The sequence below is a fragment of the Flavobacterium sp. genome (assembly GCF_039595935.1).
GTDB lineage: Bacteria > Bacteroidota > Bacteroidia > Flavobacteriales > Flavobacteriaceae > Flavobacterium.
Genome location: NZ_JBCNKR010000006.1, coordinates 2,515,702 through 2,527,623, shown reverse-complemented (window position 1 = coordinate 2,527,623; position 11,922 = coordinate 2,515,702). Strand labels below are relative to the sequence as shown.

General features: G+C 32.7%; 14 protein-coding genes. 13 read left to right on the top strand and 1 reads right to left on the bottom strand.

Going from position 1 to position 11,922, the window contains the following annotated elements; all coding sequences use genetic code 11:
• Positions 1 to 109 precede the first annotated feature (109 nt).
• On the top strand, positions 110 to 715 hold the full coding sequence (locus tag ABDW27_RS20705) for a hypothetical protein (RefSeq protein ID WP_343697631.1): 606 nt from the start codon (positions 110 to 112) through the stop codon (positions 713 to 715).
• A 145-nt stretch (positions 716 to 860) separates the two neighbouring features.
• Here ABDW27_RS20705 and dnaK read toward each other — a convergent pair whose 3' ends face one another.
• Positions 861 to 2,744 carry a molecular chaperone DnaK gene (dnaK, locus tag ABDW27_RS20700; RefSeq protein ID WP_343697630.1) on the bottom strand — a complete coding sequence of 628 codons (1,884 nt, stop codon included), beginning with the start codon at positions 2,742 to 2,744 and terminating at the stop codon, positions 861 to 863.
• 289 nt (positions 2,745 to 3,033) lie between these two features.
• Between dnaK and ABDW27_RS20695 the strand changes: the two genes are divergently transcribed.
• From ABDW27_RS20695 to ABDW27_RS20640, 12 genes are all read left to right on the top strand, one after another.
• The gene (locus tag ABDW27_RS20695) at positions 3,034 to 4,515 is read left to right on the top strand and encodes a TlpA disulfide reductase family protein (RefSeq protein WP_343697629.1); all 1,482 of its coding nucleotides are present in this window, start codon (positions 3,034 to 3,036) and stop codon (positions 4,513 to 4,515) included.
• Positions 4,516 to 4,716: 201 nt separating this feature from the next.
• Positions 4,717 to 4,974, top strand: a complete 258-nt coding sequence (locus ABDW27_RS20690) for a hypothetical protein (RefSeq protein WP_343697628.1) — start codon at positions 4,717 to 4,719, stop codon at positions 4,972 to 4,974.
• A gap of 62 nt (positions 4,975 to 5,036) precedes the next feature.
• Entirely contained in the window at positions 5,037 to 6,305 is a 1,269-nt protein-coding gene (locus ABDW27_RS20685) for a Na+/H+ antiporter (RefSeq protein ID WP_343697627.1), read from the top strand.
• A 20-nt stretch (positions 6,306 to 6,325) separates the two neighbouring features.
• The gene (locus ABDW27_RS20680) at positions 6,326 to 6,733 is read left to right on the top strand and encodes an RDD family protein (RefSeq protein ID WP_343697626.1); all 408 of its coding nucleotides are present in this window, start codon (positions 6,326 to 6,328) and stop codon (positions 6,731 to 6,733) included.
• Between the two features lie 10 nt (positions 6,734 to 6,743).
• Positions 6,744 to 7,217, top strand: coding sequence for a hypothetical protein (locus tag ABDW27_RS20675; protein ID WP_343697625.1), 474 nt, complete (start codon positions 6,744 to 6,746; stop codon positions 7,215 to 7,217).
• 15 nt (positions 7,218 to 7,232) lie between these two features.
• A complete protein-coding gene (locus ABDW27_RS20670; protein ID WP_343697624.1) occupies positions 7,233 to 7,694 on the top strand; it encodes an SRPBCC family protein in 462 nt (153 codons plus the stop codon).
• A gap of 54 nt (positions 7,695 to 7,748) precedes the next feature.
• Positions 7,749 to 8,186: an acyl-CoA thioesterase gene (locus ABDW27_RS20665; protein ID WP_343697623.1), complete on the top strand. Its 438-nt coding sequence runs from the start codon at positions 7,749 to 7,751 to the stop codon at positions 8,184 to 8,186.
• A gap of 12 nt (positions 8,187 to 8,198) precedes the next feature.
• Positions 8,199 to 8,612, top strand: coding sequence for a hypothetical protein (locus ABDW27_RS20660; RefSeq protein WP_343697622.1), 414 nt, complete (start codon positions 8,199 to 8,201; stop codon positions 8,610 to 8,612).
• An 18-nt stretch (positions 8,613 to 8,630) separates the two neighbouring features.
• Positions 8,631 to 9,467: a mechanosensitive ion channel family protein gene (locus tag ABDW27_RS20655; protein ID WP_343697621.1), complete on the top strand. Its 837-nt coding sequence runs from the start codon at positions 8,631 to 8,633 to the stop codon at positions 9,465 to 9,467.
• A 96-nt stretch (positions 9,468 to 9,563) separates the two neighbouring features.
• Entirely contained in the window at positions 9,564 to 10,553 is a 990-nt protein-coding gene (locus tag ABDW27_RS20650) for an alpha/beta hydrolase (RefSeq protein WP_343697620.1), read from the top strand.
• A 114-nt stretch (positions 10,554 to 10,667) separates the two neighbouring features.
• A complete protein-coding gene (locus ABDW27_RS20645; RefSeq protein WP_343697619.1) occupies positions 10,668 to 11,057 on the top strand; it encodes a DUF1398 family protein in 390 nt (129 codons plus the stop codon).
• A gap of 11 nt (positions 11,058 to 11,068) precedes the next feature.
• Positions 11,069 to 11,917: a ThuA domain-containing protein gene (locus ABDW27_RS20640; RefSeq protein ID WP_343697618.1), complete on the top strand. Its 849-nt coding sequence runs from the start codon at positions 11,069 to 11,071 to the stop codon at positions 11,915 to 11,917.
• Positions 11,918 to 11,922: the final 5 nt, after the last annotated feature.

Sequence of the window (11,922 nt, the reverse complement as noted above, 5' to 3'; positions counted from 1 at the left end):
TTAACAAGATAGGTCAAGATAAAAAAGTAGTCTTTTTACTACTTTTACTTTTAAATTAAACCCGACAGGTTTTAAAAACCTGTCGGGTTTTTAAACGAAGCAATGAAATATGCATAAAATTGAAAGTTTAGAATATGGAAAGTTTTACCACATTTATAATCGTGGAATTAACAGCGAAAATATATTTAAAGAAAATAGAAATCATGAGTATTTTTTAATGCTTTATACCAAACATATCGACCCAATTGCTGAAACATTAGCTTGGTGTTTATTAAAGAATCATTTTCACTTATTAGTAAAAATTAAAACTTTTGAAGAAATTCTAAAAAACCAAAACGAATATGAAATCAAAAAGATAATCCCTCCGCATCAATCTTTTGGAAATTTGTTTAATGCATACACAAAAGCAATTAACAAAGGTTATAACAGACATGGTTCGCTATTTGAAAGACCTTTTAAGAGAAAACTAATTGATAATGACGCCTATTTACGTTCGGTTATAAAATACATTCATTATAATCCAGTAAATCATAGATTTTGTCAACATCCAATAGAATATCCCTGGAGTTCTTATCTAACTTGTATTTCTGAAAAGCCAACTAAATTAAAACGCGAAAAAGTAATTTCTTTATTTGATAACAAAACCTCATTAGAAGCTTCTCATAGTCAAAGAGAAAATTTTACTTCATTAGAAGAATTTCTTAATTTAAGTTAAAATCTTCCTTCTACAGCAAACCCGACAGGTTTTAAAAACCTGTCGGGTTTAACTAAACGCAAAAAATATCCATAAAAAAAACCGAGTCATTTCTGACTCGGTTTTCTATCTTAATACTTTGTACTAATTTCTTAATACTAAAGAATTATTTTACTTCTTCGAATTCAACGTCTTCAACATTGTCTCCAGATTGCTCTTGTTGTGGAGCAGCTTGTTGACCTTGTTCTCCACCTTGAGCGTACATTGCTTCTGTAGCTGTTTTCCAAGCTGCATTTACATTGTCTAATCCTTTTTGGATTGCGTCAAGATCTTGAGATTGGTGAGCCATTCTCAATTCAGTTAAAGCATATTCGATAGCTGTTTTTTGATCGTCTGTCAATTTATCTCCTAACTCTTTCAATTGAGATTCAGTTTGGAAGATAGTACTGTCAGCTTCGTTCAATTTCTCAGCTCTTTCTTTTGCAATTCTGTCAGCATCAGCGTTAGCTTCAGCGTCTTTTTTCATTTTTTCGATTTCTTCAGCTGTTAATCCAGAAGAAGCTTCGATACGGATATCGTGAGATTTTCCTGTTCCTTTATCAGTTGCAGAAACTTTGATGATACCATTAGCATCGATATCGAAAGTTACTTCGATTTGAGGAACTCCTCTTGGTGCTGGTGGAATACCATCTAAGTGGAAACGACCGATAGTTTTGTTATCAGCAGCCATTGCTCTTTCTCCTTGTAATACGTGAATTTCAACAGATGGTTGAGAATCAGCAGCAGTAGAGAATACTTGAGATTTTTTAGTTGGGATAGTTGTATTAGACTCGATTAATTTAGTCAATACACCACCCATAGTTTCGATACCTAAAGAAAGAGGAGTTACGTCAAGTAACAATACATCTTTTACATCTCCAGATAAAACTCCACCTTGAATAGCAGCTCCAATAGCAACAACCTCATCAGGGTTAACACCTTTAGATGCTTTTTTACCGAAGAATTTTTCAACTTCGTCAGCGATTCTTGGCATACGAGTAGAACCTCCTACAAGGATTACTTCGTCGATATCAGATGTAGATAAACCTGCATCTTTTAATGCTTTAGCAACTGGCTCCATAGAACGTTTTACTAAAGAATCAGATAATTGCTCAAATTTAGCTCTAGATAATTTTTTCACTAAGTGTTTTGGTCCAGAAGCAGTAGCAGTTACGTATGGTAAGTTGATTTCTGTTTCAGCAGAAGATGATAATTCAATCTTAGCTTTCTCAGCAGCTTCTTTCAAACGCTGTAATGACATTGGATCTAAACGTAAATCAATACCTTCTTCAGATTTGAATTCGTCAGCTAACCAGTCAATAATAACCTGGTCAAAATCATCACCTCCTAAGTGAGTATCACCATTTGTAGATAATACTTCAAATACACCGTCTCCTAATTCAAGAACAGAGATATCAAAAGTACCTCCACCTAAATCGTACACAGCAATTTTTTGATCATTTCCTTTTTTATCTAATCCGTAAGCAAGTGCAGCAGCAGTTGGCTCGTTGATGATACGCATAACTTTAAGACCAGCGATTTCACCAGCTTCTTTTGTAGCCTGACGTTGCGCATCGTTAAAGTAAGCAGGAACTGTAATAACTGCCTCAGTTACTGTTTGACCTAAATAGTCTTCAGCAGTTTTTTTCATTTTTTGAAGTGTCATTGCAGACAACTCCTGAGCAGTGTATAAACGACCGTCAATATCCACACGTGGAGTATTATTGTCACCTTTTACAACACTGTAAGGAACTCTTTTTGCTTCACCTTCAGTTTCAGCAAAAGTGTGTCCCATAAAACGTTTAATAGAAGCAATCGTTTTTGTAGGATTCGTTACTGCTTGTCTTTTTGCAGGATCACCTACTTTAATCTCTCCACCTTCAACAAAAGCGATGATAGATGGTGTAGTTCTTTTTCCTTCTGCGTTAGGGATAACAACTGCTTCGTTACCTTCCATTACAGAAACACAAGAGTTCGTCGTACCTAAGTCAATTCCGATTATTTTACCCATTTTTTATATATTTAATTTTGATTTAAATTTTATAACTCAGGTGGCATAAGTCAATCTTTGTGCCAATATAAAAAACCAAAGTAATTTGTCAGTTTTCCTGTTTACAGGCAAAAATCATCTGCCAACATGACATTTTTCAAACCTGACAATCATGGCATGATGCTGTTTTACATGTCATTATTTACAGTTTGAGATCATTTTAAAGAAATCAAACTATAAAAATTCGGTCTCATTTATCAGTCAAAAAAGTATATATTTGAGATAATCAAAACTTTTTAAAATAGAAAAGATGAAGCTGTACTTTTTACTTTTATTAGTTCTTTTTTCTGAATTGGGAATCTGTCAGACCAAAAATAATATTCATATTACAGGCAGAATTACAGGAAAAATTCCAGAAGTAATTGAATACACTTTGCCAATAAACGGAATTGATTTTTTCGGTTTTACAGATTCTGTACAGCCGGATTCTGCGGGTAATTTTCAAATAAATCTTAATTCAAACCAAACGTGTTTTCTTGATTTATCATACAAATACAAGTCTTACGGAACTTTAATTATAGAACCCGGAAACACGTATACTATTGAAATTGACACCGATGCTCCGGAAAACAGATTCAAAGTACAATCTAAAAATGAAAAAGGTCAGGAATTATACAATCAAATTCAAAACAGGAGTATGATTGTTGGCGGACATTTTGAATTAGAAACCAAAAAATACAGCAGCGACAGCATTATTTCGGAAATTAAACAAAAGCTAACACAAAGTCTTCAAAATGAATTAGAAGGATTTAAACAGCTTTTAAAAAACAAATCGATTACAAAAGATTTTTACAATCTGATCGAAACCGACAGAACTTATTTTTACAAAGGTGCACAAGGAAGTCTGGCTTTTATCAATTACTTAAACGAAACCGGAAATAAAAATGCACTTAATAAAACTCAATATACAGAACTCTGGAGTGACATATTCAAAACCAATCCTGTAACTAATCCTGAACTTCTTAAATCGCCCTGGTTTTATTTTTATATCGAAAATTATTTAAGATATAATGAATTAATATTGGATGCTGCAGATATTTCAAAACTGACCGAAATAGGAAAAAAGGGTCAGATTCATACACACAGAATAAATTATGCAAAAAAACATTTATCAAAGCCTCAGCTGGAATATTATTTAGCCGCTTATATTTATTATGAAGCAATCAATAATAATTACGAAAAAGAATTAATAACACTTTTTGAACAATTTAAAACCGAATATCCTTCAAGTCCTTATACTCATTTTCTTGATCCTGTAATTATTCCCATTATTGCATTTCATAAAAAACAAGAAGAACCGCTTAATAACAAAATACATTTTACAGACAATACAGCAGTTAATTCTGTAAAAGATCTGTTAAAAGGATTGAATGGAAAACAATTTTATATAGATATTTGGGCGACTTGGTGCGGACCTTGTAAAGCAGAATTTAAAGACAATCAAAAACTGTATGCTTTGTTAAAATCAAAAAACATTACTATGGTTTATATTTCCATAGACAAAGAAAACAGAGAAAAACAATGGCGTGATATGGCTCATTTTTACAATTTAGAAGGCTATCATATTCGTGCTAATGAAAAACTGGATGCTGATTTACGAAACTTATACGGAAGTCAGTCACTTGGAATTCCCTGGCATTTCTTGGCTGATGAAAATGGAATCATCATTAATAAAAGTCTAAGCGGTCCATCACAAATTGATAATTTAGAAAAACAACTCAATAATAATTAAAATACACAAGATTTTGGAAATCCGAAAATCGGGATTAATTTAGCCCTAAACCATGTATAGTAGCTTAACGTTGGTATATATTTTCGAAAACTTAAAAGAACCTAACCCCTAAAATGAAAAAAGACTTCCTGTTATTTAAAATACAAAACTAAAACTGGAATTTTGGGGCAACCCAAAAAAATATAAATAAAAACAAACAATATGGAAAACTCAAACGAAAACGAGTCGGAAAAAACATTACCGACATATGCTATTTTATTAATTAACATTATCATTTTTATTATTTACCTGTTTATAGGATTTAGTTCTGATTTATCGGACAATATTATTGGGTTTATGTTATTTATACACGTTGTAATTTGTATAGTTTTTGGTGGAATTTCGAAACGTACAGTTTGGTATATAACAGCAGGAATAATAGCTTTTCCCCTTATTTCACTTATTCTTAGTTATAATTAATTGGTCAAAACAAAATTACCAAAACAACAACCGAACAAAAACAAATCTAGAAAATCTGCTTAATGGAAAACTACAGCATCATTATATTCATACTCGCCATTGTTATAGGATTATCTGCCTTTGCTGATAAAGCAAAATTACCCTACCCTATTTTGCTGGTAATTGTGGGAGTTGCCATTGGTTTTATTCCAACTATGACCGAAATCCAGATCAATCCGGAAATTATTTTTTTGATATTTCTTCCGCCTTTGCTATACGATGCATCGTTTAATATTTCACCAAAAGATTTCAAAACGAATCTGAATACAATCAGCACATTGGCCATAACTTTGGTATTTCTTACCACTTTTTGGATTGCCGTTGCAGCTCATTATATGATTCCGAATATTTCCTGGCCGCTCGCATTTGTACTCGGAGCAATACTTTCTGCAACCGATGCCGTTGCTGCTGTAAGCATTACAAAAGGGCTTGACATTTCTCATAAAACCATCACAATTCTCGAAGGCGAAAGTCTTATAAACGATGCTTCAGCACTTGTGGCTTATCGTTTTGCAGTTGCAGCTGTAATGGGTTCCGCTTTTGTTCTCTGGAAAGCAACCTTGCAGTTTATCGTTTTATTAGGAGGCGGTTTTCTAGTGGGTATGATAATCTCTAAAATACTGGCGTTTATTTTAAGCAAAGTACATAAAAACACCAATGTCACGATAAGTTTCATGCTATTGATGCCTTTTGTAGCGTACTTAATTGCAGAACAATTTCATGTTTCGGGTGTAATCGCTGTTGTTGTTTCTGGATTATCTATTGCCCGTTTTAGCAAAAAAATATTTCCCGAAAACCTAAAAAACAGTTCGCGCAGCCTTTGGGATATTATAATATTTCTATTAAACGGATTGATTTTTATTTTAATTGGCCTTAATTTCAGATATGTACTAAAAGATATTGACAACGACATGATTCTGCCTTATATCGGCTATGCATTTATCATTACGATTGTGACATTGTTAATCCGGTTTGTTAGAATTTTTCTTCAAAAAATCAATCTTCAAAAAGCTTTTAAAAAGACTCGCAATGGAAAAAGAAAAGTTAGCGAAGATGCTCTTCTGGATTTTAACAACAGTATAATTTTAGGCTGGTCTGGAATGCGCGGCATTGTATCTCTTGCCATTGCCATCGGACTTCCGAGAGTTTTGGAAGACGGCAGTCCGTTTCCTGAACGAAATACGATTATATTTATTTCTGTGGCAGTAGTATTAATAACTCTTATCGGACAAGGACTTACACTTCCGTGGATAGTAAAAAAACTAAACACACGAAAAGAAGTTCAAAATTAATTACATTCGTAAAAAAAACTATGAATGAAAAATACCCTTTAGTATTAGACCGAATACAATCAACATTAATTGATTCTGTCCTAATAATTGCTTGTATGATTGTTATTTCGGATGTTTTATCAAGTTTTAAAAATGTTCCGGATTCTTTAAGAATGGTTTTGCTGATATCTCTGTTTTTATACGAACCAATTGCAACAACATTTGGCGGAACAATTGGAAATCATATAAAAGGAATCAGAGTTCGAAAAAACTCAAATGAAGATATGAAAATCAACATCTTTCAATCATTCATTCGATATTTCTTAAAACTATCATTAGGCTGGCTTTCTTTTATTACAATTTTTTCAAGCAATAAAACAAGAGCCATTCATGACGTAATAAGCGACACTGTAATGATAAAAATTGAACCAATCCAAATCAAAAAATAAATAAAAAATAATGAGCGAAGAATTACAAAGCCAATTTGAAGAATTTGAAAAACCGGCTGTCATCCGAAGAAAACTTTTACCATGGTGGATTAAAACTTTTTGCTGGATTTTTATGGTAATGGGAGTTTGCTGTGCAGGTACATTAATTGCAAGTGCGTTTATGACCAATGTTAGTTTATCTCTTTACGGATTTTCGAGCAATACAGCCTATTCACCAATTGGTATATTTATAGTGGCAATAATGGCACTTAAAGCGTATGCAGCATTTTCTCTTTGGTTTGAAAAAGATAATGCCATATTAATTGCTAAAATTGACGCTATTATTGGAATTGTAATTTGTGCTGCATCAATGTTTGTTATTCCTTTCACTTCAAGTAATGGAAGTGGAAATATTTCATTCAGATTAGAAATTGCTTTCCTAATTCTGTATTACATCAGAATAAACAAAATAGAATACGCATGGGATAATTTAGAAATTATTTAATTAAAAACGTTTCAAATGACTTCAGAGATTCTTTCTACAACACCAGATTCAGAGATTGTTACGACAAGAATTCTGAATTTTCCGCAAGAACTTGTTTTTAAAGCGTGGAGCGATCCCGAGCATTTAAAAAATTGGTGGGGACCAAAAGGTTTTACGAATACTTTTCATGAATTTAATTTTTGTGAAGGCGGAAAATGGAGTTTTATTATGCATGGCCCCGAAGTGGGAAATTATGCTAACGAATGTGAATTTATAAAAATAGAAAGACCTAATTTAATAGCCTGGAAACGTCATTCTAAGCCACTTTTTCAAATCTTAACAACATTTGAAACTGTTGCTCAAAATCAGACAAAAGTGGTTTTTAAAATGCTTTTTGAAGCCGAAGATGAATGCCAGAAACTAAAACCTTACGTGGTCGATAAAAATGAAGAGAATTTTGATAAGCTTGAAGTTGAGTTATCAAAAATGAAACCTTAACAAACTCGTTTTTTATTCGTAATTTCGGTTTTAAATTAAAATTACAAATAAAAAATGGCTTCATTTACAAAAGAAATTTCTTTTCGCTGGTCAGATCTTGACCCAAATTTTCACGTTCGTCATAGTGCTTATTACGATTTTGGTGCGCAGCATCGTATCGAAATCCTCGAAGAACTTGGCTTAACTTTAAAAGTAATGCAAACACAAGGTTTCGGACCTGTTTTATTTAGAGAAGAATGTATTTTTAGAAAAGAATTAAAACTTTCAGACAAAATATTTATTCATACCAAAACATCAAAAATGAAGGCCGATGCTTCGCGCTGGTCGATCATTCACGAATTTAGAAGAGAAGACGATACACTTTGTGCAACTATTACAGTCGATGGCGCATGGATGGATACTAAACTTAGAAAACTAGCTTCTCCAACTCCTGAAATTGCCATTCAGGCGTTAAGCATTTTCCCAAAAAGTGATGATTTTGTTGGATTATAAAACCAAAAAGAAATGAAGTATTCTATAGCATTTTTATTTTTTTTAGTCATTTTTACAAACTGTGAGTTGCGTAAATCTTCAAAGGAAAACGTCGCTCAGGAATCGCCAAAAACTCCAAAAGAAACTGTTATTGCTTATTTAGCCGCAACAAATCAATTTGATCTTAAAGCAGCAAAAGAATTCATAATTCCGAACAAGGATAATTTGATGAATTTAGAAACGCTGAAAAAAATGGAAAAAAGCATTCCAGATGATCAAAAAGCCAGATTTCTGGATAAAGAAAAAAATGCTGAATACTACGAAAAAGAAATTACAGATTCGACTGCCCGCATAGTTGTATCTCCAAAGGAAGTTGCCATGCCAATAGAATTTAACCTGAAAAAAGTAAAAAACAAATGGTTAATCGAATCCGTAATTTCACTTTAATACAAAAATTCTAAAGCTATGATCGATTACATAAAAGACTTCAGAATAGGAATTTTTATTGCCATTATAGCCATCACAACGATAGTTTTAGGAGCTGTAACAGAAAAAATGCTTCGTTACTTTTTATATCGAAAACTCAGCCAGAAAGAATATGATGTTACGGGATTTAAATTCTTAAAACATTTAATAATAACCGTAATTTACATTCTGGGTTTTGCATTTGCTTTAATTCAAATTCCTGAATTTAAAATCATCGGACATTCATTTTTAGCCGGAGCCGGTGTTATTTCGCTCGTTGCGGGTTTAGCTTCACAGCAGGCTTTAAGTAATATTGTAAGCGGTGTATTTTTGGTAATTTTTAAGCCTTTCCGAATTAACGATAAAATCACAATCAATAATTTCGTGGGAACTGTTGAAGATATAAATCTCAGACAAGTTGTTTTAAAAGATGCCGAAAACAATCGAATCATAATTCCAAACTCAGTTATCAGCAATCAAATTATCGTAAACACCAATATGCACGATACCAAATGCTGTAAAATAATCGAAATTGGCATTGGTTATGAATCTGACATCGAAAAAGCTTTGGAAATTATGAAAGATGAAATTGCCAAACATCCGCTTTTTATTGATACCAGAACTGCCGAAAATAAAAAACAAAAAACACCTCTGGTTGTCGCAAGAGTAGTTGCATTAGCTGATTCCAGCGTAACTTTAAAAGCGTGGTCGTGGGCAAAAAACTCAACTGATGGCTTTGTTATGTATTGCGATTTACTGCAGAGTATAAAAAAACGTTTCGATGAAGCCGGAATTGACATTCCTTATCCACAAAGAGTTGTAACACTAAAAAAATAGTTTATTCAACATTTTTTCTGATAATTTTAAGAGTCTAACTTTTGGTTTTCAAAATACATAGCGGTAAATTTATAATTCTATCTAAATGTATTTTAAATGAAAATTATCAAACTCGCCATATTATTGCTGCCTTTGTTTTGTTTTTCGCAGGAAGACAAAATAAAACAATTAGATATTAATTTAACTAATTACGAATATCCGTTCCCAGTTCAGTTTTTAGAATTGAATATTCAGCGCCAGACTTTAAAAATGGCGTATATGGATATAAAACCAGACAATTACAACAATAAAAATATTGTTTTACTTCACGGAAAAAACTTCAACGCAGCATATTGGGAAACTACCATAAAAGACTTAACAAAAGAAGGTTTCCGCGTAATTGTTCCCGATCAGATTGGCTTTGGAAAATCATCCAAACCAGATAATTTTCAATATACATTTCAGCAGTTTGCAGAAAATACCAAGAAACTGCTTGATCATTTAGGCATTCAAAAAACAACAATTTTAGGGCATTCTATGGGTGGAATGCTTGCCTCAAGATTTGCTTTGATGTATCCTGAAACTACTGAAAAATTAGTTCTCGAAAACCCAATTGGTTTAGAAGACTGGAAATTGGTCGTACCATATAAACCCGTAGATTGGTGGTACGAATCTGAATTAAAGCAAAATTATCAGGCCATTAAAAAATATCAAATGGAAAATTATTACGACGGAAAATGGAATGCCGATTACCAAAAATGGGCTGAACTTTCTGCCGGGTGGACTTCTGCGCCAGATTATAACAAAGTTGCCTGGAATTCTGCTTTGATGTACGATATGATTTTTACACAGCCTGTTTTATATGAATTTAAAAACATCAAAAGTCCAACACTTTTAATCATCGGAACAAGAGATAAAACCGCAATTGGAAAACCTTTGGTTTCTGAAGAGGTTCGAAAAACAATGGGAAATTATGCTGAATTGGGCAAAAAAACGCAAAAAGCAATTCCAAACTCAAAATTGGTTGAAATTCCAAATACCGGACATTTACCACATATCGAAACTTTTGATCAATTTATAAAACCATTAATCGTATTTTTGAAATAAATAATCTTTTTTTAGCCACGAATTCACGAATTTTATTAATGAATTAATTTAAAAAATAATTCGTGAATTCGTGGCGGAAAATTTTTAAAATAACTAATCTAAAATTAAAATAATATGTTTACAATCGATCAAATCAAAGAAGCACATGCTAAAGTAAAAAGCGGAGCTGATTTTCCAAATTATATACAAGATTTAATTATTCTGGGTGTAAAAGGTTACGACACTTTTGTGAATGACGGACACGTTGAATATTATGGTGTAAATGGTTATTCTGTTACATCGGATGAAAAATACAGTCCAATTTCGATTGCAGTGAGCGTTAATAAAGAACTTTTTATTGAGTTTCTGTTAAAACATCAAAATGGAGAAACGGATTATCTTACTTTTTGCAATCACGCAGGTCAATGCGGAATCGCAAAATGGAGAGTCGATATTATTGAAATGACGTGTACTTATTTTGACAGTGCCGAAAACGAAATATTAATTGAAAAAATCCCAAGTTAATTTTATAATTGATGGCAAATTTTAATCAGACTTCATTAGCTAAAAAAAGTATTTTATTAATGCTTTTTTTAGCTTGTTTTTCAGGTTTTTCTCAGCATAAAAAAGACAAACCAAAATTTAAAGTAATTGCTTTTTATACTGCAAAAAACGATCAGGCACATATAAGTTTTGTACATGAAGCCAATAAGTTTCTTCCAAAACTGGCTGAAGAAAACCATTTTGTTTATGATTCTACCAACAACTGGGATAATCTTAACGCTAAATTTTTAGCCAATTATCAGGTCGTTTTGTTTTTAGATACAAGACCTGAAACAAAAGAACAGCGTGACGCTTTTCAAAAATATATGGAAAACGGCGGTGGTTTCATGGGGTTTCATTTTTCAGCATTTGCCTTAAACAATTCAAGTTATCCGCAAAACTGGGATTGGTACCACAATACATTTCTTGGTTCCGGCGAATATGGAAGCAATACCTGGAGGCCGACATCTGCCGTTTTGAGAGTTGAAAACCAGCATCCGGTAACAAAAAACCTTCCTAAAACTTTTTCATCAGCACCAAACGAATGGTACAGATGGAGCAACGATCTTAGAAAAAATCCTGATATAAAAATTCTTTTGGCAATCGACGAAAGCAGTTTTCCTTTAGGAACTGGACCAAAAGCACACGAAATTTGGCATGAAGGTTATTATCCTGTAGTTTGGACAAACAAAAAATACAAAATGCTGTACGTAAATATGGGACATAATGATATTGATTATGAAGGCGGAACTAATAAAACACTTTCTTATACTTTTGAAAATAAAACCGAAAGCAAACTCATTCTTGATGCGTTGCTTTGGTTAGGAACTTCTAAAAAATAAAACCA

What these genes read in the sequence shown, in the direction of transcription:
- ABDW27_RS20705 (WP_343697631.1), top strand. Translation starts at nt 110, where the DNA reads ATGCATAAAATTGAAAGTTTAGAATATGGAAAGTTTTACCACATTTAT.
- dnaK (WP_343697630.1), bottom strand. Translation starts at nt 2,744, where the DNA reads ATGGGTAAAATAATCGGAATTGACTTAGGTACGACGAACTCTTGTGTT.
- ABDW27_RS20695 (WP_343697629.1), top strand. Translation starts at nt 3,034, where the DNA reads ATGAAGCTGTACTTTTTACTTTTATTAGTTCTTTTTTCTGAATTGGGA.
- ABDW27_RS20690 (WP_343697628.1), top strand. Translation starts at nt 4,717, where the DNA reads ATGGAAAACTCAAACGAAAACGAGTCGGAAAAAACATTACCGACATAT.
- ABDW27_RS20685 (WP_343697627.1), top strand. Translation starts at nt 5,037, where the DNA reads ATGGAAAACTACAGCATCATTATATTCATACTCGCCATTGTTATAGGA.
- ABDW27_RS20680 (WP_343697626.1), top strand. Translation starts at nt 6,326, where the DNA reads ATGAATGAAAAATACCCTTTAGTATTAGACCGAATACAATCAACATTA.
- ABDW27_RS20675 (WP_343697625.1), top strand. Translation starts at nt 6,744, where the DNA reads ATGAGCGAAGAATTACAAAGCCAATTTGAAGAATTTGAAAAACCGGCT.
- ABDW27_RS20670 (WP_343697624.1), top strand. Translation starts at nt 7,233, where the DNA reads ATGACTTCAGAGATTCTTTCTACAACACCAGATTCAGAGATTGTTACG.
- ABDW27_RS20665 (WP_343697623.1), top strand. Translation starts at nt 7,749, where the DNA reads ATGGCTTCATTTACAAAAGAAATTTCTTTTCGCTGGTCAGATCTTGAC.
- ABDW27_RS20660 (WP_343697622.1), top strand. Translation starts at nt 8,199, where the DNA reads ATGAAGTATTCTATAGCATTTTTATTTTTTTTAGTCATTTTTACAAAC.
- ABDW27_RS20655 (WP_343697621.1), top strand. Translation starts at nt 8,631, where the DNA reads ATGATCGATTACATAAAAGACTTCAGAATAGGAATTTTTATTGCCATT.
- ABDW27_RS20650 (WP_343697620.1), top strand. Translation starts at nt 9,564, where the DNA reads ATGAAAATTATCAAACTCGCCATATTATTGCTGCCTTTGTTTTGTTTT.
- ABDW27_RS20645 (WP_343697619.1), top strand. Translation starts at nt 10,668, where the DNA reads ATGTTTACAATCGATCAAATCAAAGAAGCACATGCTAAAGTAAAAAGC.
- ABDW27_RS20640 (WP_343697618.1), top strand. Translation starts at nt 11,069, where the DNA reads ATGGCAAATTTTAATCAGACTTCATTAGCTAAAAAAAGTATTTTATTA.